The following is a 23,411-nucleotide window of genomic DNA, read 5'->3' as shown; positions in this document are numbered from 1 at the left end:
GCCAGGAGGCTCGCCTCCTTGGCGGCAGGTAGACTTCACAACAGACCCGAACGGTTACGCCGACATCGTGAAGGGGATTGCAAAATCCTCCATTGGCATTCAGGGCGGCAAGATACAAATCGACAAGCAGCAATGGTGGTCGACACCATTCATGAACTACACGAACAGCGGCCGTGAGCACTACAACGGGCTTACCAAGGAGAGGTCAGCGCGAGCCGGTGACCTTGCACCGAATTCTCCAGCGGGTTTCCAGGTTTGTGCGGTCGGCTGGTACAATGCGTTCGGCGGATTTCAGTTGGGCAAAATCTGGCAAAACCGCTGCCAGCCCGACGAAGCCGCTGCGCGTCTGTTTCCGGAGCATACGCTCTCGGTAAAGCTGCTCTTCACCAATGCTCCTGCGACGGTCGTTCAATATCTGCAGGGCTCGCCGGAAATTCCCGCCGCGATCGATCCGCCCACGAACCCGGGTCCGATCGGAAACAGAAAGCGGGATTCACTACGCCTGCTGCAGGTGGACTTCGCGGTGAAGGATAACCGCGCACAAGGTACCGGCTGGGTCTTTGGAACATTCGCCTGGATGGCACCGCGAACCGGTGATGGCCTTTGGGACAACCTTCAGCTTGTAGGACTTCATTGGGGCAATGACCCCGGCAAAACCTCGGGGCTTCAGGAAGGCTACATGAATCCTGCGATGCAGGGCAAAACATACGGATGGCCGGCGAGGCCTTTCATGGGGTTTCTCGGTCGCGTGAACGGACCCGCCGACAACAAATCCTCTTCGTGCCTTTCGTGTCACGCGCGCGCCCAATTGCCTCGCGCACAGGGTGGCATCGCGAGCACGAATTTGCCCAATATGGGCAACCCCAACGCCGTCAGGGCGCATCTCGATTTGTAATCCTTCAATTTGTCTCGCAGGCGCTGACGGCGAACAGCTGCTTCGGCGGTCGGCACATTGCTCGGCGACAGGATTGCTGACGCGAAGGAGGCAAAAGTGCTGCCCAAGCCGGATAACCTGCTCTCGCCGGATGCTTCGCTGAAGCGACTAATGGAAGGCAATGCGCGCTATGTCCGGGGCATATCGCGATGCGACGATCTCAGGCCGGAGCGCAAAGCTTTGGTCGCTGGGCAAAATCAATATGCCGCGATCCTAAGCTGCGCCGATTCGCGTGTTGCACCCGAATATGTCTTCGACAGCGGACTTGGCGATCTGTTCGTCTGCCGGGTCGCAGGCAATTTCGCCAGCGATGAAACTATCGCCAGCATGGAATATGCGGTGGAGGTGCTAAACACCCCGCTGATCCTGGTGCTAGGCCATGAAAGTTGCGGCGCTGTCGAGGCCTCGATCAAATCGCTGAAAGACGACAAGCCTCCGCCCGGGCATATTCCATCCCTCGTCGCCGCACTTGCTCCCGCGGTAAAGGCATCTTCCCAGGAAACAGGGGACGCGCTCGCGAACGCGACCCTGCAAAATGTGACCGATAATGTCAGAAAGCTCAGATCAGCGAGCCCGTTTTTGAACGCGGCAGCTGAGCAAAAGAAACTGAAGGTCGTTGGGGGTTTTTATCGGCTCGACACCGGCGAGGTCGATCTGCTGAGCTGACGGCAACAACAGAGCGCGCCACGCATCCTGGCAGACAGTTCGAGGTCTTGCCAACGCATGCCGATCTGCGTGCCCCGGCCAGTGGTCGGCGGCCTGCCTCGCTTCTTTTTCGGGGTATCCCTGGCTCTAACTCCAACCAAAGGTAAGCCAATGGCCAGAGCTAAGAAGCACACTACCACAAAGGACCCGGTGTTCGCCGCGATAGAAAGGCATCGTCGAGCCGCGCGGGAATATCGTGAGGCACTTGTAATCGAGGACGGTGCCCTCGATCCAGATCCGGAGAAGCAGGAAAAATATGGCCATCGTGAAAACAAGGCCATAAGTAAGTTCGGCCTGGGGCAGATCGACTTAGCGCGAGCTGGCGGCGGCCTCTACGAGTAAACAGATTGGGGGATACTTTGGCGCGAAACTCACGTGCAGCGGTTCCTTGAGAAGTGCTTCATCGCCGAGTACTCGCGCGTGCGCCGTGCCTCGCACGATGATCCGCGCGCCGACATCGGTCTCCGGCTTCAGCTGCTCCGGATTGAGATCGGTGTGCGGCCTGAAACCAGCGCTTGCACGCCGGATCTCCCTGCCGTCGATGGTCGCGGCATTGTTTCGACCGCTTCTCTGGCTTCACCGGAAGCACCCGCAGCCCACGACGTTGCGGCGCGTAAGACGCGCGATATGAGCGACTTGCCCGTCTCCTAGTGCAGTGCTTCAAAAACGGACCCGACTATATCGACCCGGCGTTTCATGCCGCCGCCGCGGTGCGCGCCTCCGTCAACCTGGACAGTTGGGCCATGGATCGCGCGACCGTCGAACAGCTCGTCGGCCGTGGTGCGGACGCTGATTTGGTCTTGGCCGAAGGTTCGATGGGCCTATTCGATGGCGTCGCCGTACGCGGCGTCTCCGGCACCGGCGCGACCGCTGATATTGCCGAAATGATGGGCTGGCCCGTGCTGCTCGTGATCGATCCGTCCGGACAAGCCCAGACGGCCGCGGCCGTAGCTGCGGGCCTGCGTGATTTCCGCGCGGGTGTGCGGGTTGCCGGTGTCGTGTTGAACCGCGTCGCGAGCCCGCGCCACGAGGAGCTGGTGCGCCAAGCCTTCGCCGATTCCGGTGCCCGCGATGGGGCATTCTCTTTCGTCTATCCGCACATACTGGAGCGCTGGCGCAGCGCCGGGGCCGAGATCGCGACCTTCTCGCCGCTCGCCGATGAAGGTCCCGATGAGAGCGCTGATGTGTGCTGGCTGCCCGGCGGCTATCCCGAACTGCATGCCGGCCGCCTCGCGGCCAATGCGCGGTTTCGCTCCGCTCTGCGCGCCTTTGCGGAGACGCGAGCCGTGCACGGCGAGTGTGGGGGCTATATGGTGCTGGGCGCAGCTTTGACGGATAGTGAAGGCGCGCGCCATGAGATGGTCGGTCTGCTCGGCCTAGAGACGAGCTTTGCGCAACGCCGCATGCATCTCGGCTATCGTCTCGCCGAGCTCGCAGCGCCGATACCCGGACATCGGCCCGGCGCGCGCTTGCGCGGCCACGAATTCCACTATTCCACGATCCTCGCCCAGCCCGATCCGCCGCTCGCGGTCGTCCGTGATGCCAGCGGCGCGAACGTCGAGGAGACCGGTTCGCGGCGCCGTCATGCGACGGGCACGTTCTTCCATCTGATTGCGGAGGAGAGGTGAACGACTCAGTCTCTTTTATCTCCGCCGGTCATGAGCATTCGGAGCTTCTGACGCTCAAGGGCGCCGCGCCGCTTGCACGAGGCCCACGTCGTGCTCTATGACGATCTCGCGTCGGGTCGATCCTTCGTCCCGGCGCCAATCTCGTCCCGAGCAGCAAACGCGTCCGGCTGATCGATCTCATCAATTAGAAGCGCGCCGGAAAGCCTATCACGCCGAAGGAGAGGCCCGCCGCCAGCAAATGTCGTCGCTCTGATGGAACCCTTGAGACGAAGCCTCGGCGGCGCGGCGGCGGAGGCGAAAGGTCCCAACGGGTCCGGCGAGAAGCCGCGGAAGGCAGCGGCCGGGTTGAAGGAAATGCTGATGCCGATCGCAGGCAACAAACAAGCGAAGGAGACCGTCGCGAAGAAGCCGCCGGCGGCCAGGGAGCAGAAGAAGTCGGCCTGATGGCGTAATGCAGCGTTCGCATGGTGCGCCACGTGGCGACAACCACAACTTCGCGCGCAGTCCCGATGCCCTTTTGCGTCGTAGAATTGTTCGCAACAAGTTTGCGCAGCGGTGAATGATCCCGGACGTCGCGATCTACGCGGAGGCTCGTTATGTTGCCAAAGACGTGAGATCCGATAGTCACAGCAGCATGATCAGAAAGGCGAACCGAAATGTTAGGAGGACTGCGATCCGTCGGTCGGAGAAGGCGACGATTGAGACCCTCCGCTCTCAAGCGATATTTCTCGGGATGATCGAATCGGAAACGTGCATCCGCGACCAAATTCGCATATGTACGCAGCCTTGGGCGTAGCTCCCACATCAGAGCGGGCCTGTTCAAAACAACACTCGCCATGAGGCTTAGCCCGTGGCGAATCAACGACGGGTTCAACGTGGGCCGTTCTAGCAAAGCGCGCGTTGCCAAAAGGGCAACGAAGCGTAAGACTCCTTCATCGCGGACTGCGATCTCTTCTTCATCCCCTCTAGGCATGGTCGCCCTCCATCTGCTCGCGCAATGGAGGAAGTCTGGCCGCAAAGGCCTCGTCTTTCTTGCTGAAAACGAAAATAGGGCCGAGCGGCTGGGTGCCGTTATTCACGCCCTTGACCCCTCGTGCGATGCGCTTGTTCTTCCAAGATTGAATACGCTGCCATTCGATCAGCTCGAGCCATCGCACGAGATCGCGGGCAGACGAAGCTCGGTCTTGAGACGCCTCGCCAAGCCTGAGAAGCCGATCCTGCTCGTGTCCACCGCAGAAGCCGTCATGAAGCGCCTGCCTGGGCCGACGAGTTGGTCCCGCGTCGTGCTCCGTCTGAAGGTCGGCGCCGCGTTTTCCGAACAAGAGCTCCGGACCCAACTTGAGGCGCTCGGATACGACCTCGATGAAGAGGCCGACTATCCCAGCAGCGCGCTGTTTCACGGTCAGACATTCGAGATTTTTCCGGCCGGTGCACTCGGCCCGTTCAGGGTAGAGCATTCCGGTCGGACGATACTTCGGATCGTGGCGTTCGACCCGATACAACACGACATTGTTTTTGAGACGAAAGAGCTGCTCGTCGACCCGATGTCGGAGCGGCTGGTGTTCGGGAATAAACGCGGAAAACGCTCGACTCTGTTTGACTATTGCGGCCGGGCCAAGTGGATCGCGGATGCAGGGGTTTCAGCGCACGCCGACAGTTGGCTGAGCACGATCGAAGAGTCGGCTGGTCGCACCAACACAGAGCGCGAGTACCTCGGTAGGCGCGAGTGGAAGCAGGCGTCCAGGCGTATGAACGTCCTGCCCCAAAAGGCACCTTTCACGCCCACGCCGGATTTTTCGAAGGTCGCGTCGCCGAGAAAGGCTCTTCGTGCATTCGTCGACGACACCCGGCGCGCTGGTTCACGTCTCATGTTCGTTGCAGCGCAGGAGGAAGACCTGCGCGCCATGGAGCGGATGAGCGGGGTTAAGGCGGAGCGCCTTCCTGACTGGAGCAAGGCCACGGCCGGCGGAAAACGCGAAGTGGCGCTTCTGGCCGACTTCGACAGGGGTTTTGTCGGGCCCGGCCGGAAACCTCTTGTCGTTGTGACGGCTACCGACGTGCTCGGCAGTAGGGCTCATCATCCGCAGCCCATGGCTAGAAGCTGGAGTGCAGCTTTCGACCATACGGACGTACCGGAATTAGGCGCGGTCGTCATTCATCTGCAGCGAGGATTGGCTTTGCTCGATGGATTGCAGACAGTGGCAACGGGGGGCATGTCGCGCGAACTAATCAGGCTCGAATTTGCAGGAGACGATGCTGTGCTCGTTCCGCCCGCCGATCTTGCCCTGATCTGGCCTTACGCGTCGGAGCTCGGCGGGCTGACGTTGGACAAGGCTGATGGAAGTACATGGTGGGCTCGGCGCTCTGAGGCGGAGCACGAAATTCAAAGCGCCGGAAAACAGCTCGCCAAGCACATCAGCCAGCGACGCCGTCGGCGGGCTCCGAAACTTGTACCTCCGGGGCCGATGTACGAGAGGTTCGTCGCGCGCTTTCCGTACTTCACGACGGTCGACCAGGCGAAAGCCATATGCGACGTCCTGGATGATCTTGCGTCCGGCCACCCCATGGACAGGGTCATCTGCGGCGACGTCGGATTTGGCAAGACCGAAGTGGCTTTGCGAGCGGCAGCCGCCGTCGCGCTATCCGGAAAGCAGGTGGCAATCGCGGTGCCGACGACGGTGCTGGCAAGACAGCATGTCGCGACTTTCCGGAAACGTTTCGCTCCGTTCGGCATCAAAGTGGGAAACCTGTCGCGAGCCGTTTCAGCCGCGGAGACAAGGGAGGCGAAGGAAGGGCTGAAGAGCAGAAGACTAAGACTGGTGGTCGGAACGCAGGCTCTCGCCTCGAAGGACGTGAAGTTCGCCGAGCTTGGTTTGGTTATCATCGACGAGGAACAGCATTTCGGGGCGGCGGAGAAAGCGAGGCTTTCAGAGCTGGCCAAGGGGATCCATACCCTTTGGATGAGTGCCACGCCGATTCCGCGGACTCTCGCGGCAGGTCTCGCGGGCTTCAGGGATCTCAGCGTCATTGCCTCTCCCCCCGTTCATCGACTTCCGGTCGCCACCAAGATCGCGCCGCTTTCGGATGCGGCTATCGTCGCGGCGTTGCTGCGCGAGCAAAGGCGCCATGGACAAAGCTTCTTGATCTGTCCGCGCATTCAGGACCTTGCTCCGATGCTGGCGCGGGTTCAATCGGCGGCCCCGGATCTCCGCATCGTGTGTCTCCACGGGAAATTGCCCGTTGACGAAATAGACGACCGAATGATGAGCTTTGTCGAAGGCGCGGCCGACGTTCTGCTGGCAACCAACATCGTGGAAAGCGGTCTCGATATCCCGCGTGCAAATACGATCGTGGTTTGTTGGCCCGAAAGGTTTGGCCTTGCGCAGCTCCATCAGCTCAGAGGAAGAGTCGGACGCGGCGGGATACGCGCGTTTGCGTACTTGCTGACCGAGTCCGACTCGGAGCGATCGGAGAAGCGGTTGGCCGTTCTGGAGGAGTTCAGCAGACCTGGCGCGGGTTTTGCCATCAGCGCGAGCGATCTCGACCTCCGAGGGGCGGGGGACCTGCTTTCGGAGCGGCAGTCGGGCCATGTGCAGGTGTTCGGACCGGTGCTCTACAGCCACCTTCTCAAACTGGCCTCGGAGAAGATCGATGACAGAACAGCCAACCTGTGGGTACCCGATCTGAACCTGCCGATCCCGGACATATTGCCTGCAAGCTACGTGCAATCGGAGGCGGTTCGGCTGGAGATTTATGACCGCGCCGCCAGGTGTCAAGGCGAAGACGAACTGGACGACCTGGAGGACGAGACTTCCCGCCGCTTCGGCAAATTGCCGCCGGCCGCCCGCGATTTCTTTGCTGCGGCAAGGCTTAGGATCGACTTCAGGCGAAGAGGAATCATAAGAGTGGATGTGGGACCAGAGTCCGTAGCGCAAGATTCCTGCCGGGACGACTCCGGAAGTTCAGGGCGCGATCGCTGCAACGCGACGGTGATCGGGTCGTCTGCACAAGCAACGGTCGGTTGGCACCCGTTAGTCAGGTAGAGGAGTTCCTCGATCTTCTGGACGATTGAAGCGACTACGCTATCTGCACAGATGAGAGAGTCGACGAACCGCTTTCCGCCTCCGATTGCGTGAACCCCGGGAGCCGAGATTCCGAGCAGCCGTATGCGCTTCTTTGGTGGCTTCAGCCGCTTCAGCAGGTCAAGAGCCAGGCTGAAAGATCGCTCGCAGTGTCGATGACGCTGACGGACCTGCTGCGGGTGATCAATTTGAATTCGTAGAACTTCCGGGAGGCTCTTCGGGCTTATCGCTATCGCATCTTTCTCGCTCGGCTGCCGCTGATCCTGCGAATGCCCGGCGCACCATGCCTTCCATGGGTACTGGTTACCGCGGCCAGCGCGACGACCGTCCGATTTTTCCTAACGGGCATGCTGGGCGTGCCAATGCGGCGCTCAATGCCTTCATCTCGTTGCTCGTTTGTGATGCAAGTATATGACAGGCTTTGTGGTTCAGCACTGGATGCCCATCAGGGCGCCACCCGGAAGTCGCTTACCAGACGGCCTTTCCAGTTAGTCTTGTGATTCAAGTCGGTGCATGGTTGTGGATTCGTAATCCGCGCGCCCCGATCGCGGAGGAGAGCGGATTGCGTTGCGAGTTAGCGCTTTGACTCTGGCGTTGTCGCACGAGCCCTTTCATGCGGAGCTAGCAACGCGTTGTCTTTCTTCCAGCCGTCACAGTCCCTTTAAATCCGCCCACGATTACCAGACGCCGTTTTGATCTTTTGCGAGAACCGAACTATATCGCCGCTCGGAGGAGGTGCGATGTTCGGAAAGAAGCGGAAGAAAATGCTGCGGAAGCAGGAGACCCAGGAGGTTCAAGCCCGATTCGAGCAGAACGAGCGGGCAGGGAAGGACATTTACGCGCGAATTGCTGACTTGAAGAACGTGCCGCGCGACACCCTGCCCGATGCGGTCTTTATGCTCTTCGTTGAGGCAAAACACCAAAGCGAGCTGATTCGGCAATCGATCAAGGAGCGCACCCGCTATGACTTCAATTTCGTCGGGCTCGTCGATGGCGATCTTGCGACGTACCTCGCGGAGGAAGCGGCACATGCGGTTCGAGATCACGTTACCAACCCGCAGACATTCTTGGAGGCGATGTCTGAGCAATTTCCGGATGTGCACTTCACGATCCAACAGCAGGACGCCGTTTCAATGGTTGCTGCGATGATCCGTGTGCAGCGGCTGGAGGGCATCCTGGAAGGCTTGCGGCTTGCCGGCCTACTAAATAGAGCGCCCAACCGCCGTCGTAGCAGCCGGGAAAAGGACGGAATGCTTTAGCAGGTCCACTTCAAGGGGATTGTGGTAAGATCGGGGAGGCCCTCGACACATCCGATCAGGTTCGCACTTTTCTTTATCTCTCGTATCCTTGATTTCAGTGCGTGCCGGTAAAGCCTGTCTCTTGCAAAATTCATACAGCGTTTCTCAACCCTCATCAGAGGCGGCGACCTTACAACCACTCCGTTTCGAGTATGCGCGGTTCGGCTTTGAAGGAAGTACCGGCTTCGAAGCCCATAACGCGACGGCCGTGCAGCGGGCCGTTAGCAGTGACTTCAACGTTGTTGGTATTTCTGTTGGTATCAGACCAGAGTCGTTGAGCGAAAATCGTATGATTTCAAGGAGGTGAGGGCCAAAAACTATTACCTCGGACGTAATGGAATGGCCGAAGGCCGCGTGGTAGTTTTTCGTGCATGAACGCACATGCATCCACGGCGCGGGCCGAACCAACCAGGCCGATCCATGTCGGCGAGCACTTGCGAGAATGGCGGCAGCGCCGCCATCTGAGCCAACTCGATCTCGCCATCGAGGCGGATATCTCGGCGCGTCATTTGAGCTTCGTGGAAACCGGCCGCGCCGCGCCGTCGCGTGAGATGGTGCTGAAGCTGGCCGAACGGCTGGAGGTACCCTTGCGTGAACGCAACGTGCTCTTGGTCGCCGCCGGTTTCGCGCCGGCCTTCCCGCAGCGCTCGCTCGACGATCCCGCGCTGAAATCGGCGCGGCAGGCGATCGATCTGGTGTTGAAGGCGCATGAGCCGAACCCCGCGCTGGCCTATGATCGCCACTGGAATCTGGTCACCGCCAACCGCATGGTGGCCCCGCTGCTCGAGGGCATTCCGCAGCGGCTGCTCGGCCAGCCCTTCAACATCCTCCGGCTTGCCTTTCATCCCGAAGGGCTGGCGGCGCGCACGGTCAATCTCGCCGAATGGACCGGACACCTCCTGGAGCGATTGCACCGGCAATGCGAGGCAACGGCCGATCCGGAATTGCTGAGGCTCTACCAGGACCTGAAGAGCTATCCGATCCCGGCACGCTCAGGGCCGCTGCCGCTGGACAACGTCGCGATCCCGCTCAAGCTGCGCCACGATGGCGGGGTGTTGAGCTTCTTCTCCACCACCATGGTATTCGGCACGCCGGTCGATATCACGCTGTCGGAACTGGCATTGGAAACCTTCTTTCCCGCCGACGATCTGACCGCCGAGCGGCTGAAGCAGATGGCTGACGCCATGAAATAGCGGGTTGTCGGGGTTCCCTTCGCGGCTTATCTCTGCGTCTTTCCAGCGGAGGAACGCCCGATGAGCACCCTGAAGCCGCTTCGCCTCGACATCGTTTCCGACGTCGTCTGCCCCTGGTGCTATATCGGCAAGCGGCGGATCGAGAATGCACTCAAGCTGGTGCCGGATGTGCCGGTTGAAGTGGGCTGGCGCCCGTTCTTCCTCAACGCCTGGGTGCCGCGCGAGGGCATCAGCCGCGACGAATATCTCACCGCGAAGTTCGGCTCGGTCGAGGCCTACAAGGGCATCGCCGGGCGCGTTGTCGCCGCCGCGGGCGAGGAGGGGCTGACCTATCACCCGGATCTCGTCAAGCGCCAGCCCAACACCATCGATTGCCATCGGCTGATCCATTGGGCGGAGGCCAAGGGCAAGGCCGCCGAGATGAAGCAGCGGCTGATGGAGCTTTACTTCCGCGACGGGGGCGACCTCACCGACATCGACGTGCTGGTGCAGGCAGCGGCGGATGTCGGGCTCGATGCCGATGACGTGCGCGGGCGCCTCGCAACCGATGAAGATGTCGCGCTGATCTCGTCGCAGGCACAGGAGGCGTCCGACAAGGGCATCTCCGGCGTGCCGACCTTCGTGTTCGCACAGAAATACGCGGTTTCCGGCGCGCAGCCGGCCGAGCAACTCGCCCGCGCCATCCGCCAGGTATCGGCCGAGATCAACGCCGAGGCGGCGGAGTAGCGCCCGTAGCCCGGGTGGAGCTTAGCGCAACCCGGGACACCTGCATCAGCGTCTTCGAGAGTCCCGAGTTACGCTGCGCTTCACCCGGGCTACGAACCAAAAAACATCAAAAGAAAATTGGGAGAACGTCATGCTCTATGAGCTCCGGACCTACACGGTGAAGCCCGGGACCCTCGGCGAGGTGGTGAAAGCAGCGAGCACCGTGTCGCGCGACATCCGCAAGGATGACTACGGCAAGCTCGAAGGCTATTGGACGACCGAGATCGGTCCACTCAATCAGGTCATGCACCTGTGGAGCTATAAGGATTTTGACGAGCGGAGCAGGCTGCGCGGCGAGCTCGCCAAAAATCCGCGTTGGACCGGCGAGTATGTTCCGCTGATCCGCCCGCTGCTGCAGCGTCAGGATATCCGCCTGCTCAACGCGGTGAAGCCACCGGTTGCTCCGGCATCGACGGGCAACATCTATGAATTCCGCAACTATCGCGCCAAGCCGGGCGGCGCGATCAAACTATGGCTCGAAGCGCTCATGGAGGCGCTGCCGGCGCGCGAGAAATACTCCAAGATCGTCGGCCTCTGGCAGACCGAGGCAGGCCAGCCGAACGAAGTCTGCCACATCTGGGCTTATCCCAGTCTCAATGCGCGTGTTGAAGCCCGCGCGAACGCCTTGAAAGATCCGGCATGGCAGGAATTCCTCGCCAAAGGCGGCCCGCTGCTCGACGAGATGCACTCGACCATCATGCTGCCCGCGCCACACACGCCGTTGCAATGAGTTGCGGGACGAATGCCGTGACCCGTAGCCCGGGTGGAGCGCAGCGCAACCCGGGACGGCTGCTTCACCAGGGCGAGCGGCCCCGGGTTACGCTGCGCTTCACCCGGGCTACGATTGCTAATGGGACTTGCCGCGATTTCTGATGAACCGAACACCGCTACGTGCGGCTTCCTCCGCAAAACGGTGCACAGCCAGGGCGGTATGGATCATTGGCACGAGCGGATCGTGTCGCCGCAGCGGGATCAGGACGTCGCCGATGGCAAGGCGCCCGCGCCAGATCGGGTTGATCATGGGATGTTCGGGCGCCGCGGTTGAATCCGCCGAGCGGATCGCCGGATCGCCACAGAGATGGCGGGTGAGATCGAGCGTCAACTGCACGCCCGGCGAATATTTGGCAAAGCGCTCGTCGACGCCGAGCTTGAAATAGAACGCGCGCTCCTGGTGCCGCAGCACGATCGCGGCTGCGACCGCGGTGTCGCCGGCGCGGAGCGTTACGATCTCGCATTGGCCGGTTTCGGCAAGCGCCGCGGTGGCGCGACGGATGAAGGTGGCGTCGCCATCGTGCTGGACGAGCGCGGTGCCGCGCTTGCCTTTCCAGCCGCTGGCTTCGAGGATGAGGAAGGTTTCGAGCGCGGCTGCGACGTCATCGGGCGAGCGCGCCGCCTCGAAATGCACCGCGCCGTGTTCGTCGAGACGATGACGCAGCCGGCGCAGCTCCTTCAGCTTCTTGGTTCCGAGTGCTTCGAGCAGCAGTTCGTCCGCATTGCGCGTCGCGTCGAGGCAGGCGCGAAGGCATGATTGCATCAGGCGCGGACGCATGCCGTTCAGCCGCAGCACTTCGGTGAAGGCCCGCATCGCTTTGCCGTCCAGCGACATGTCACGCAGGATCAGCGCATGCGCACCAGCCTTGCGCGCTTCCTGCATCAGCCGCTCCGCTGCTGCCTCAGTGACCTCGCCATCGAGCGGCGGCGTGCACAGCGTGCCATAGGGCTGTGCGCTCACCAGCGCGGGCAGGGGGATTTTATAAGCGCGCCACAGCGAGACGACCGGCAACAGCCCGATCATCCGCGCCGGTCCGTCATAGGCGAGCGGAGCATCGCTGAAGGCGCTGAGCGCGAGCGCGCCTGTGCGGCCGCGAGCGGAGGCGCTCACCGCCAAGACCCAATCCGGCAGGTAGTAGGCATTCGGCTCGGCCACGTGCTCGGCGAGCGCGCGCCATTGGCTCATGGGAATATCGGCAAGCGGCGCGAGCGCGGGACTGCCGCTCGCCGGCGCACGCGCAGGCATGGCATCGTCGCTCGATGCGCGATCAATAACCGCTTTGTCGGCGATCTCGGCCACTTTCCCCGCTTCCCCGTGCGTGAGCGATGGAGGGACTGTCAACGTCGCCCCTCGTGATCGCGCTTACCGGAAAGCTAGCGGAAGAAATGCAAAATACGGTTGGTTCGGCGCTGCAATTTAAGCGGTACTGTTAACGGATCGTTCACCAAAAAGGGGCCGCCGAAATGCGTTCGGCGGCCCCTTTTGTCTTGTTCAGTGCTTACCAGCGATCGTCACCGACGCCAATACCCACGGTCCCGCCGGGCGTACGAATGCCGACACCCGCGCGCGGGCCGCCATCGTAGTAATCGCGGTCGCGATATTCGCGGCGCTCGATGTAACGCTCGCGCGGCATGTAGTTGTAGGAATCGCGGACGATCACGCGCCTACCGCCGCGGGTGCGATAGCAGTTCCCGTCATCGTCACACACCATGCGCACATGCTGCACGAGTTCAGGGTTGCTGTACTCCGTGGTGCTATAGATGTCCGTGGCCTTGGCAGCGCTGCCGACAGACAACGCGCCGACGCCGGCCAGCAAAGCGATTGCAAATGTCTTCATGGTTCCGCCTCCGCATAAGATACTGCCCTCTCGGCTGACAAAGCTGCGCGGAGGGTTTCGTTCCGAAGGAACTGGCTTAGCGCGATCGGTTCCGTTGCGCGCGCGCTTGTACCGAGGTGGAACAATTCAGTCGTCGGCGAACAGAGATCAGATCGGCTCGTAATTCTCCGTCGCGCAAGTATCGTCGCTGTCGATCCGGCGGCGGTCGGCGATGGCGCCTTCATTGATGAAGACGCGATAGGTCTGCGTGCCCAAGGGCTGGCCCATCACCGATGTCAGTTCAGCGCGCACGCAGGCGGTCCATCCCAGTCCGCGCAGATCGTGCAGCGGCTGCGAGACACGAACATTGGCGGGACGCGACGTCGATACGAACACCGAGTCCAGTTTTTCGCTGACCAGCCGCTTGATATCGGGCGGCGCTTCAAGCGGCGGCGGCTCGGCCTCCCTGGCGCGCAAGAACGCCGGCATTGGCAGCGGCGAGCGGCTATCCACGAAGCCGCAACCGGCCAGCGTAGCCGCCAAACCTAACAGCAATGTAATGCGAGCGTTGTCCCACCCCATTCGAGGTACTTACCCTGCGCGAATAAACTTGGCTGCCCCCGAACGGCGCGCTATCGATCAACTATTGCTGAATTGGTCCGGGGCACGCCATGCTGCCGTTTTCCAGTATGAAGATACCGGGGCGGAGTGGCAGGGAGAGAGTAACAATGCGCAAGTTAACGGTCGCCGCGGCGGTATTGGCGCTGATGGCGATGCCAGCCCATGCCCAGATGGGCGGCAAGCGGCATCGCGGCGACGCGGCCGGAAGCAAGCAGGACAGCAAGCCGAAGGTCGACGAGAAGGCTTACAAGGCCGCGCTCGAACGCATCCCCGAGCCCAAGGAGAAATACGATCCCTGGGGCGTGGCGCGGCCGACGGAGCCTGCGAAGAAATCGAAGTGATCTGACGGCAATCCATCGTCGAATAATGCGGCAATGTCGATGGGGTCGTGCGACACGTGAGCCGGCGCATGAACCTTGCCGTCAAACCTCACGACCAATCCGGCAAGCCATCGCATTGCCGGAGATCGTTCGATGTCGCGCCGCTCGCTCGCCAGACTGCTTGTTTCCGCTGCCGTGCTGCTCGGCGCCTGTCCCGCTTTGGCCGAGAACCGGCTGGCGCTGGTGATCGGACAATCCGCCTACAAATCAGTGCCGGTGCTGCCCAACCCGGCCAATGACGCCAAGGCGATGACGCAACTTCTCACAGATTCGGGCTTCCAGGTGCTATCGGCGTCCGACCTCTCGCAGAATGAATTGCGGGCCAAAGTCAGCGAATTCGCCGGCGAGGTCGCGGCGAAGGGCGCCGACACGGTGGCGCTGGTGTTCTATGCCGGACACGGCCTGCAGGTCGATGGCGAGAATTTCCTCGTTCCGACCGACGTCGATCCGAAGCGCGAGGCCGACATTCCGATCCAGGCGGTGCGCCTCAATGATGTCCTGAACACGCTGAATTCGGTGCCGAGCAAGATGCGCATCCTTCTGCTCGATGCGTGCCGCAACAATCCGTTCCCGCAGCTCAAGAGCGCCGGCCAGGGACTTGCGATTGTCGACGCCAAGACCGGCGCGCCCGGCACCTTCGTGTCGTTCTCGACCTCGCCCGGTGCGGAAGCCGAAGACGGCGACGGCAGCAACAGTCCCTACACGACGGCGCTGCTCGCGGCAGCGAAAGAGCCGGCGCCGATCGAGGAGACCCTCAAGCGCGTTCGTGTCGCGGTGAACAAGGCGACGGCTGGCCGGCAGACGCCGTGGGACAGTTCGTCGTTGACCGAAGATTTCCGCTTCGTAGCTGATGCCGCCGGCACCAACACTGCCGCGCCGAAACTCGCATCGGCCAAGCGCACGGTCGAGGAGTGGAAGCGCGATTTGCAGGGCAAGCCGGTCGACACGGCCAATGAGATCATCGTCGCCGACGGCACCGACGAGGCCTATGAAGCCTTTGCTGCGCTCTATGCCTCGACGCCGCGCGGGCTGCAGGCGCGTGATTGGCTCGATCGCCATCGCCGCATGGTGGCCTGGAACAACGCCGTCCTGATCAACACCGCGGCCGGTTATCGCGCGTTCCTCGCCCAATATCCGGACAGCGATCTCACCGCGACCGCGCGCAAATTGGAGGAGCGGCAGCGCAACCGCCCGAACATGGCGCTGGCTCTCGCAGCGCCCGTCAGCGTGCCCGCGACCAACGCCGCGCTGACCTGTCCCTGCAACGCGCCGTCGCAACCGGCGCCGATCAAGAGGGTCGATACGCCGGCCAGGAAGCGCGCCGAGCCGGCGCCGCCCAAGCGCGCCAGCACGCCGCCGCGCCGCTTCGTCGAGGAGGAGGACGTCGTGGTCGTGCGCCGTCCGCCGCCGCGCGTCGTCTACGAACCCGCCGGACCGCCGGTCTCGATCGGAATCGGGATCGGCGTCGGCGGTGGCTATGGCCGGCCCGGCGGCTATGGTGGCTATGGCGGCCGCGGCGGCGATGGCTGGAGCGGTCGCAGGAGTGGATACTGACCAGGTAATGGCGTAAATCATCCGGGGAAGGTGCAGCAGTCCATGACCGCATCTTCAGCGGGACGCCATGCGCCATCTCGTCCGCCTGCTTGCCGTGTTGTGTGTCGCGACGCCGGCCCTTGCATGGGAGCATTGGGGTGGCGATCGCGGCGGATCGCGCTTCTCGCCGCTCAAAGAGATCACGCCTGACAATGTCGCCAACCTGATCCGCGCCTGGGAATTCCGGACCGGCGATCTCGACCGCCGCGCGCCAGAGGTGATGCGGCGGACGAAATTCCAGGCGACGCCGCTGTTCGTCGAAGACAGCCTGGTGTTCTGCTCGCCGTTCAACGAGGTGATCGCGCTCGATCCCGGGAGCGGCGCGCAGAAGTGGCGCTACGATCCCGGTATCAGCACCCGCCAGCGTCCCGCCAACCGCTATGTCTGCCGCGGCGTCGCCTATTGGGTCGACGACAATGCGCCTGCGGGGGCCGTTTGCCGATCGCGGATATTCATGGGCACCAACGATGCCCGTCTGATCGCACTCGATGCCAAGAGCGGGATTCGTTGCACCGGTTTCGGCAATGCCGGCGAGGTCAGGCTCGATATCGGCATGACGCTGGAATGGCCGGGCGAATTTCAGGTGACCTCGCCGCCGGTGGTTGGCCGCGGCGTGATCGTGGTCGGCTCTGCGATCGGCGACAACCGCCGCGTCGACGCACCGCGCGGCGTGGTGCGCGCCTTCGATGCGCGCAGCGGAGCACCGCGCTGGAATTTCGATCCGCTGCGGCATGACGGCATTGAGGCGGGCCACGCCAATGTCTGGGCGCCGATGTCGGTGGATGAAGTGCGCGGCCTGCTGTTCCTGCCGACGACGTCGCCGAGCCCGGATTTCTGGGGCGGCAAGCGTTCGGGCAACAACGAGCATGCCAACTCGGTCGTCGCGCTGCGGATCGAGACGGGTGAACTGGTGTGGTCGTTCCAGACCGTGCATCACGATCTATGGGACTACGACCTGCCGGCGCAGCCGACGCTGGCGCGGATCGATGTCAGCGAAGCGATGCGCGATGTCGTGATCCAGCCGACCAAGCAAGGCTTCCTCTTCGTGCTCGACCGTAACAGCGGCAGGCCGGTGTGGCCGGTCGAGGAGCGCGCGGTGCCGCAAGGCACGGCGGAGGGCGAGAGGCCTTCGCCGACGCAGCCATTCCCGACCCATGTGCCGACGCTGGTGCCACAGAAGATCTCGGTCGACGACGCGTTCGATCCGTTTCCGCTGCTCGGCCGCTCCACCTGCAAGGAGCAATTTGCAAGCGCGCGCAGCGAGGGCCTGTACACGCCGCCATCGACGCAAGGCACGCTGTTGTTTCCATTCACCGGCGGCGGCGTGAACTGGGGCGGCGTCGCGTTCGATCCGGTCCATCAGATCCTCTACGCCAATGTCAGCCGTGCCGTGCATCTGGTGAAGCTGATCCCGCGCGAGCAGGCGATTGGCTTCAATCCGCCGCCCGGCCATGATTTCGGCCGGCAGGAGGGCGCGCCTTTCGCGATGTCGCGCGCAGTGGTGATGTCGCCGCTCGGATTGCTGTGCAACAAGCCACCCTGGGGCGAGATGGTCGCGGTTGACCTCAGGGCCGGCAAGATTCTCTGGCGTTCGACGGTCGGCACGACGGAGGATCGCGCGCCGCTCGGCATTGCACGCCCCTGGGGCACGCCGCTGGTGAATGGCGTCGTGGTCACCGCGGGTGGGCTCGTCTTCACCGGCGCGATGGATGCTTATCTGCGCGCGTTCGATGCCAAAACCGGCCGGGAGTTGTGGCAGGGCCGGCTGCCGGTGCCCGGCGTTGCCAATCCCATGACCTATCTGTGGAGGGGCGAGCAATATGTCGTGATCAGCGCCGGCGGCCATTCGGAAGCGGGCACCACGATCGGCGACAGCGTAGTGGCTTTCCGTTTGCCGCGGCAGGGCGAAGCGCCATCGCTGTGGTCGCGCACGATCGACCGGCCGGGCGGACGCTTCCTAGGCGGTGCGATTTCGGCGGGGCTCGTTGTTGCGCTCATCGCGGCTGGGGCGTGGCGCTGGCGTCGCCGGAGCGATGCTCGCTAAGCAATGCTGTGCGGTCACAGCATTGCAAACGCGCTCGACACCATCGCCACCGGCTTGTTGTCGGTGGCGGAGAGCAGCGTGACGCGGCCGAAACTCATGGTGCGGCCGAGGCGGACGACCCGGGCGTCCGCCAGCACGTCGGCGGCACTGACCGCGCGCATGAAATGCGTGGTCTGGTCGACGGTGGTCATCGGCCGATAGCTGCGGTTGGCGGCGAGGTTGGCAATCACCATCGAGGTGTCCGCGAACGCCATCAGTGCCTGACCGCAGACGACGCCGCCGTTGCGGCACAGCCGTTCGGAGAACGGCATGCGCAAGAGCGCGCCGGGCTGCCAATCGGCGCCGGCCTCCTGCGGCGGCGCAGCATCAAAGCCCTCGATCGAGAGATTGAGATCGAGCACCCAGGGGGCGAAGACCTCGGCCAGCACCCGCCGCGCATCATCAATGCCGAATTCCGTGACCTCTTCCTGCTGCATGGGGTGCTCGTTCCTCTCCCTGGATGATGACGGTATTCTAGAGGGCATTTCGGGCAAGGGAACAGCAGGGCGGCCGGCTTGAAATTGCCAGACTTTTGGCGCCGGATCGCGCCCGAGGCGCTGCTTTGCGGTGCGGCTTGGGCGATGCTATACGCGAGGCCAATCCCCAGGGGAGTAGCAAGGGAGCATTTCATGAGAATTCTGGGCGCCATCGCTGTCGTGGCGATGCTGGCAACACCGGCCTACGCGCAAATATCGACCCCCCATATCAATCTGCTTTCCGACGGGCCGACGAAGACGCCGGACGAGATCGAGCAGGACCAGGTCAGGGACAAGGCCTACAGGGAATCGCTGAAGAAGATTCCGGATGCCAAGACCTCATCCGATCCGTGGGGTAATGTGCGGAGCGAGGCCCCCAAAGCCGCTACCCCGGCCAAGCCGAAGACCAAGACGGGCAGCGCGCAGCAGTAGCGCCGGCCCGCGCGGAGACTCGGATTCGGTCTCCGCTCGCCCTATATTTGGCCTGTCGTCACCTGGTTTGGAATTGCGACATGGCCTTGCGTCCGCGTGATCTCGCGAGCCGAATGGCCGCCCGGCGAAAGCGGGGCGACGGCTTCCTGCGCGAGACCTTTACCCTGCCACGCGACGAGGCGCGGTTGAAGGCGCGCGACTTCCTCAACCGGTATCCGAAGGCCGCCTATATGAGCGCGGTGGAAAGCTGGCGCGAATTGCCCGGCGACCGGATCGAATTCACGATGCGTCGTCTCGCCAGCGCCGATTGACGAGCCAGACTCCCAAACCGTGTTGATCTACTCCAGCGTTTTCGCGACCAGCCGGATCCGGAAGACCAGGCTCTTGGCCTCGTCCAGCAGTTCTATCTGCCACTCCGCATTTTCCTGAAGATGACGCGACACGCCGCCGATCATGTCGGCGCAGACACGCGTCATCTCCTTCCACGCAGCGTCGCGATCAGCGAACTCGGCACCGTCGTTGCAGATGCCGGTGCCGTCGGCGGTTCGGATGCGAAAGAAATAGAGCGGCATGAGATGGCACCGGCGCATCAATGGCCGCCGACCGGCAACCCACTGGGAGTAAAAACTCAGTGGAGGTCCTGACGGGGGAAAGATCAATCCCGGTTGTTTACGGGAGTGCTGTCAGCGCAATGATGAGCCTGCGGCGCTGCTCGCTTCGCGGCTGGCTTTCTTCAGCTCGCGGTCGATGCGTAACTGAACCCGTCGGATCGCGAGCAACTGAAGCTTCGCCTCGGTCTTGCCGGTCTTGATTGTATCGCCGATCTGAAACTGCCACTTCCACACACCGGGGGTGGCCGGTGTGACGGTATATTCGACGCCTTTATGGATCATCTTTTAGGCTCCGCGCACACCCGGCGGTATTCCGGGCCGAACGAATGTTGCGCCACCTTGCAGTCTGCCGAAGGGCAGTTGCCGCAGCCTTGCGCGATCCGATCGCCAGTCCCGGTATTCCCAAACCTCAATCGCCGTCCCCGAGTTTAACGCAGGTTAACATCGATCGAATTCGACCGTTCCAGCGGCTGCATATTTTTCCCAGGGTTTGGCAGTTCCGCTTGGACACGCCGTTGCCGACGCGGTCGATCAAACTGCGTCATGCGATGCGTGACGGAACCATCTCGAAACGTGGTAGCCGCGGCGGCCCTTGGGCAAGCTCGGACGCGTCCGGACCGACGAGCAACTTGTCGTCCGAGGAGCCGGAAGCACTCTACGATCCCGTCAGGTGTGGAGGGATACCGTCAAGCAGGCCCGTTCGAAAACTCGTGCGTTCTCGGGCAGATGCACCAAATCGCGAACATTTTGATGGAACTTTGTTCTTGTCCGGAGAACTACGGCGCCCGCGCGGGCTCGATCGGTACATGGACACCCAGTGCTCGCCCACATTGGGTTTCAGTCGCGGACGATCGCTGTCATCGGGGCGGAGCAATCGTAGCTGGGCGATGGGACTGCAGGCTGCGCGGGCTGTCGCTCCAGTGCTTGCCGTTGGCGGCGATCGGATGCCAGCGAGCAAGCCATTGCGCGCAAGCGTCGATCTGGAGCGCGTGTTCGAGGAACCTTCGCAAGGCACGCGACGAGCTTTGCGCGAGCGCCTGATCGATCGCAGTCGAGTTCACGACTGCTAGTTCTTCCCAACCATCTCGACGGGATGGCGGCCTTATTGCTGCAACTGCCATTGCTCGGCGTAGACAGCCAGCCGCTCATATTCTTCGGCGATCTTAAGCAGCCTTTCGCGCGAGCTACGGTACGCAAACGACTCTGCTTTGGTACGGGTTTCCTCCGCTTGCTCTCGCCAGTAGCGCGGGTCTTGCAGCGTGTTCCTCATGGCATTTCCCGTTCTGATCTGTCTGAAAGACAATTCCGGAACGGAAGAGATGCTCCCTCGCAAGGAAGGAAACCCGGATGCCCGCTAACTTGCGTTAAGCTCGAAAGGAACTTCGTTCTCGGTCGGAGAACTACGGATTGTCGCCCTCTCTCGGAAACGGCTCAAAGGTTTGACGTCCCAGGAACGTGTCAGGCTTTGCACTTTGTTCGAGGAGTTCGAAGGACTGGGCGACGATCTCGCGCGACCGTGTAGCGATGACATCGTCCTGTGTCCGGGAAGGGCGGCAAATATGAGTGCGCCAGTCGATCATGTTCGGGCTCCCTCAGATTTATGCAGGCGGGAGCGCGATTGGTCTCTCAGCCACCGACGCCTACGGGGCGGATCCGCTGCCGATGATGGACGGGCAACTCGGACGGTGCAGGTTTGGTTCGAAGTGGCTGGGGGCAAAAAGAACATATTGCGAACATGGAACAAAGGTGGTACAGAATTTCCAACGCAATAAACCATCGATTTCTTAATCGCGCCCCGTTTGTCCCGCTAGCGAATCCCCGTCATAAGGAGCACATCCAATGTCCGCCACTACGCTGCGTATTGTCGAAGGATCCTCTATGGATAAATCCAAAGCTCTGTCTGCTGCGCTGTCCCAGATCGAGCGCCAGTTCGGCAAGGGCTCGGTGATGAAGCTCGGCAAGAGCGACCGCTCGATGGATATCGAGACGGTATCGTCGGGGTCGCTTGGGCTCGACATCGCGCTTGGCGTCGGCGGCTTGCCGAAGGGACGTATCGTCGAGATCTACGGGCCGGAGTCGTCGGGCAAGACCACGCTGGCGCTGCACACGGTGGCGGAAGCGCAGAAGAAGGGCGGCATCTGTGCCTTCATCGACGCCGAACACGCGCTCGACCCGGTCTATGCGCGTAAGCTCGGCGTCAATATCGACGAGCTTCTGATCTCGCAGCCGGATACCGGCGAGCAGGCGCTGGAGATTTGCGACACGCTGGTGCGTTCGGGCGCGGTCGATGTGCTGGTGGTCGATTCGGTGGCGGCGCTGGTGCCCAAGGCCGAGCTCGAAGGCGAGATGGGCGATGCGCTGCCCGGCCTGCAGGCGCGCCTGATGAGCCAGGCGCTGCGCAAGCTCACCGCCTCCATCAACAAGTCCAACACCATGGTGATCTTCATCAACCAGATCCGCATGAAGATCGGCGTGATGTACGGCTCGCCCGAGACGACCACCGGCGGCAATGCGCTGAAGTTCTACGCTTCCGTTCGCCTCGACATCCGCCGCATCGGCGCGATCAAGGAGCGCGACGAGGTGGTCGGCAACACCACGCGCGTGAAGGTGGTGAAGAACAAGCTGGCGCCGCCGTTCAAGCAGGTCGAGTTCGACATCATGTATGGCGAAGGCGTCTCCAAGATGGGCGAAATCCTCGACCTCGGCGTCAAGGCCGGCATCGTCGAGAAGTCCGGCGCCTGGTTCTCCTATGACAGCCAGCGGCTCGGTCAGGGCCGCGAGAACTCCAAGGCGTTCCTCCGCTCCAACCCCGATATCACCAGCAAGATCGAGCTTGCGATCCGGCAGAACTCCGGCCTGATCGCCGAGCAGATCCTCGCGGGCACCCCCGAGCGTGACGCCGACGGCGAGGAGCCGGCGGAAGAGTAAGTTTTTTCGAAATATCCGATTTCTTCGCGGGAAGCGGGCGCTGAGGACGTTGAGTTGCCGACGTCTTCGGCGCCCGTTTTGTTTTTTGCGCGATTGCCGAGGGGGCCATGAAGCGCCTGATCCTGACCAGTTCGTCCGGCTACGGCCTCATGCGCATGGACCTCGCTGAAGCTGTCATTCCTTTCACCACTCGTCTTGTATGGGGGCGCTTGCCGTCTCCCGACGATCTCGCCACCTATGTCGCCGCGCGTTCGGAGCAACACGGTCCGGGATCTCATTGGTCGGACTTCGTCGGCGAGTTTCGCAACGACAGCGAAGCTCGCAAGGACCTCGCCTTGGTCGACTTCTGCAAGCCATACAAGACTATCGAACTATGGTTTGATCCAGAGCCCGATGATCAGTTGAAGCTGATCTTGCTGCTTGATTTCTTTCGTTCCTACCCGGAAACAGCAGCCAAGTTGAAGTTGCGCATTGTCGACTTCGATCTGATCATGATGGACCACGAGGGGCCGGCCGCGCAGCACGTTCGCAAAGTCGATGTTACCGGGGCAATGCTTGAAACGGGAAGCATGAGCTGGCAGGCGTATAGGGCGCCGACGTCAGAACCTTGCTTTCACCTCCTGGGCAAGGATTTGAGTGCGCTGCCGATGCTCAGGCGAACTCTGATTGATCTGCTCGAAGAGCTTCCCTCGGCTTCCACCGGGCTGGGTGCTACGGAAATGCGGATGCTGGAGCTGATCTCAAGGGGCTATGCGAACATCAACCCGCTTTTCCACCTCAGGAAGCTTCGCCAAACGCGCGTCTTCAACGAGTGGGAGCGGGGTTACCTGCTTGACGGGCTTGGGCTCGGCCCGACGCCTGCGGTCGCGGGACTCGACGAAGAGCTGCGGACGATCAGACGGGATAACTTGCGGGACCGGCATACGGCGCTCCTGCGTAGCCGGCTGTCGCTCACTAAGTTTGGCAAGGCCGTCGTCGCCCACAAGGAAGATTTCAGCCGCCACAACCCGATCGACCGCTGGTGGGGCGGCACACATTTGACCAACGATAACCTCTGGCGCTGGAATCCGAGGCTCGTCGCGCCGTGACACGGC

The 23,411-nt window shown here is 62.2% G+C and carries 24 protein-coding genes and 2 pseudogenes; 18 read left to right on the top strand and 8 right to left on the bottom strand.

Translation table 11 applies throughout. The features are described from left to right. Positions 1-67: 67 nt before the first annotated feature. The 11 genes and pseudogenes from AC5ZG5_RS38810 (at position 68) to AC5ZG5_RS38760 (ending at position 11,335) form a co-directional block, all read left to right on the top strand. The gene (locus AC5ZG5_RS38810) at positions 68-895 is read left to right on the top strand and encodes a hypothetical protein (RefSeq protein ID WP_456646090.1); all 828 of its coding nucleotides are present in this window, start codon (positions 68-70) and stop codon (positions 893-895) included. A 57-nt stretch (positions 896-952) separates the two neighbouring features. Beyond that, entirely contained in the window at positions 953-1,600 is a 648-nt protein-coding gene (locus AC5ZG5_RS38805; RefSeq protein ID WP_456646089.1) for a carbonic anhydrase, read from the top strand. A gap of 150 nt (positions 1,601-1,750) precedes the next feature. Beyond that, positions 1,751-1,981 (top strand): hypothetical protein, encoded by a 231-nt coding sequence (locus AC5ZG5_RS38800; RefSeq protein ID WP_456646088.1) that lies wholly within the window; start codon positions 1,751-1,753, stop codon positions 1,979-1,981. 33 nt (positions 1,982-2,014) lie between these two features. Further along, complete coding sequence (locus tag AC5ZG5_RS38795; RefSeq protein WP_456646087.1) at positions 2,015-2,290, top strand: hypothetical protein; 276 nt, start codon at positions 2,015-2,017, stop codon at positions 2,288-2,290. Further along, positions 2,290-3,267, top strand: a complete 978-nt coding sequence (locus tag AC5ZG5_RS38790) for an AAA family ATPase (protein ID WP_456646086.1) — start codon at positions 2,290-2,292, stop codon at positions 3,265-3,267. Before AC5ZG5_RS38795 ends, AC5ZG5_RS38790 begins: the two co-directional genes overlap by 1 nt. Positions 3,268-3,434: 167 nt before the next feature. Continuing rightward, positions 3,435-3,711 (top strand): annotated as a pseudogene (locus tag AC5ZG5_RS38785) (non-homologous end joining protein Ku); the annotation flags it as partial. 527 nt (positions 3,712-4,238) lie between these two features. Beyond that, positions 4,239-7,339 (top strand): annotated as a pseudogene (locus AC5ZG5_RS38780) (DEAD/DEAH box helicase). A 750-nt stretch (positions 7,340-8,089) separates the two neighbouring features. Then, entirely contained in the window at positions 8,090-8,608 is a 519-nt protein-coding gene (locus AC5ZG5_RS38775; protein ID WP_456646085.1) for a hypothetical protein, read from the top strand. Positions 8,609-9,018: 410 nt separating this feature from the next. Then, the gene (locus tag AC5ZG5_RS38770; protein ID WP_456646084.1) at positions 9,019-9,840 is read left to right on the top strand and encodes a helix-turn-helix domain-containing protein; all 822 of its coding nucleotides are present in this window, start codon (positions 9,019-9,021) and stop codon (positions 9,838-9,840) included. Between the two features lie 60 nt (positions 9,841-9,900). Further along, complete coding sequence (locus AC5ZG5_RS38765) at positions 9,901-10,566, top strand: DsbA family oxidoreductase (protein ID WP_456646083.1); 666 nt, start codon at positions 9,901-9,903, stop codon at positions 10,564-10,566. A gap of 130 nt (positions 10,567-10,696) precedes the next feature. Further along, a complete protein-coding gene (locus tag AC5ZG5_RS38760) occupies positions 10,697-11,335 on the top strand; it encodes an NIPSNAP family protein (protein WP_456646082.1) in 639 nt (212 codons plus the stop codon). Between the two features lie 117 nt (positions 11,336-11,452). On the opposite strand, the gene AC5ZG5_RS38755 is transcribed toward AC5ZG5_RS38760, so the two are convergent. The 3 genes from AC5ZG5_RS38755 to AC5ZG5_RS38745 form a co-directional block, all read right to left on the bottom strand. Then, entirely contained in the window at positions 11,453-12,676 is a 1,224-nt protein-coding gene (locus tag AC5ZG5_RS38755) for a GNAT family N-acetyltransferase (RefSeq protein ID WP_456646081.1), read from the bottom strand. A 199-nt stretch (positions 12,677-12,875) separates the two neighbouring features. Beyond that, positions 12,876-13,214, bottom strand: a complete 339-nt coding sequence (locus tag AC5ZG5_RS38750) for a hypothetical protein (protein WP_028163520.1) — start codon at positions 13,212-13,214, stop codon at positions 12,876-12,878. Positions 13,215-13,361: 147 nt separating this feature from the next. After that, positions 13,362-13,775 (bottom strand): hypothetical protein, encoded by a 414-nt coding sequence (locus tag AC5ZG5_RS38745; protein WP_130228472.1) that lies wholly within the window; start codon positions 13,773-13,775, stop codon positions 13,362-13,364. 146 nt (positions 13,776-13,921) lie between these two features. Here AC5ZG5_RS38745 and AC5ZG5_RS38740 point away from each other — a divergent pair, with 146 nt between their 5' ends. From AC5ZG5_RS38740 to AC5ZG5_RS38730, 3 genes are all read left to right on the top strand, one after another. Beyond that, on the top strand, positions 13,922-14,155 hold the full coding sequence (locus AC5ZG5_RS38740) for a hypothetical protein (RefSeq protein WP_130228473.1): 234 nt from the start codon (positions 13,922-13,924) through the stop codon (positions 14,153-14,155). A 132-nt stretch (positions 14,156-14,287) separates the two neighbouring features. Then, positions 14,288-15,748 carry a caspase family protein gene (locus AC5ZG5_RS38735; RefSeq protein ID WP_456646079.1) on the top strand — a complete coding sequence of 487 codons (1,461 nt, stop codon included), beginning with the start codon at positions 14,288-14,290 and terminating at the stop codon, positions 15,746-15,748. 67 nt (positions 15,749-15,815) lie between these two features. After that, positions 15,816-17,831 (top strand): pyrroloquinoline quinone-dependent dehydrogenase, encoded by a 2,016-nt coding sequence (locus AC5ZG5_RS38730; RefSeq protein WP_456646078.1) that lies wholly within the window; start codon positions 15,816-15,818, stop codon positions 17,829-17,831. Positions 17,832-17,845: 14 nt separating this feature from the next. On the opposite strand, the gene AC5ZG5_RS38725 is transcribed toward AC5ZG5_RS38730, so the two are convergent. Then, the gene (locus AC5ZG5_RS38725; protein WP_028163515.1) at positions 17,846-18,307 is read right to left on the bottom strand and encodes a PaaI family thioesterase; all 462 of its coding nucleotides are present in this window, start codon (positions 18,305-18,307) and stop codon (positions 17,846-17,848) included. Between the two features lie 192 nt (positions 18,308-18,499). Here AC5ZG5_RS38725 and AC5ZG5_RS38720 point away from each other — a divergent pair, with 192 nt between their 5' ends. After that, the gene (locus AC5ZG5_RS38720; protein WP_130228476.1) at positions 18,500-18,778 is read left to right on the top strand and encodes a hypothetical protein; all 279 of its coding nucleotides are present in this window, start codon (positions 18,500-18,502) and stop codon (positions 18,776-18,778) included. 80 nt (positions 18,779-18,858) lie between these two features. Then, positions 18,859-19,089 carry a hypothetical protein gene (locus AC5ZG5_RS38715; RefSeq protein WP_028163513.1) on the top strand — a complete coding sequence of 77 codons (231 nt, stop codon included), beginning with the start codon at positions 18,859-18,861 and terminating at the stop codon, positions 19,087-19,089. 27 nt (positions 19,090-19,116) lie between these two features. Here the strand turns inward: AC5ZG5_RS38715 and AC5ZG5_RS38710 are convergent, their stop codons facing one another. The 4 genes from AC5ZG5_RS38710 to AC5ZG5_RS38695 form a co-directional block, all read right to left on the bottom strand. Continuing rightward, on the bottom strand, positions 19,117-19,350 hold the full coding sequence (locus AC5ZG5_RS38710; protein ID WP_130228477.1) for a DUF6894 family protein: 234 nt from the start codon (positions 19,348-19,350) through the stop codon (positions 19,117-19,119). 111 nt (positions 19,351-19,461) lie between these two features. Continuing rightward, a complete protein-coding gene (locus AC5ZG5_RS38705) occupies positions 19,462-19,671 on the bottom strand; it encodes a hypothetical protein (protein WP_130228478.1) in 210 nt (69 codons plus the stop codon). 820 nt (positions 19,672-20,491) lie between these two features. Then, positions 20,492-20,659, bottom strand: coding sequence for a hypothetical protein (locus AC5ZG5_RS38700; RefSeq protein ID WP_165435424.1), 168 nt, complete (start codon positions 20,657-20,659; stop codon positions 20,492-20,494). A 130-nt stretch (positions 20,660-20,789) separates the two neighbouring features. Continuing rightward, positions 20,790-20,969, bottom strand: coding sequence for a hypothetical protein (locus AC5ZG5_RS38695; protein WP_130228479.1), 180 nt, complete (start codon positions 20,967-20,969; stop codon positions 20,790-20,792). 259 nt (positions 20,970-21,228) lie between these two features. On the opposite strand from AC5ZG5_RS38695, the gene recA reads away from it, so the two are divergent. Next, positions 21,229-22,317, top strand: a complete 1,089-nt coding sequence (recA, locus tag AC5ZG5_RS38690; RefSeq protein ID WP_130228480.1) for a recombinase RecA — start codon at positions 21,229-21,231, stop codon at positions 22,315-22,317. 107 nt (positions 22,318-22,424) lie between these two features. Further along, on the top strand, positions 22,425-23,405 hold the full coding sequence (locus AC5ZG5_RS38685) for a hypothetical protein (protein WP_130228481.1): 981 nt from the start codon (positions 22,425-22,427) through the stop codon (positions 23,403-23,405). Positions 23,406-23,411: the final 6 nt, after the last annotated feature.

The organism is Bradyrhizobium sp. Ses1 (assembly GCF_059512365.1).
This window is presented reverse-complemented; position numbering and strand designations above follow the sequence as displayed.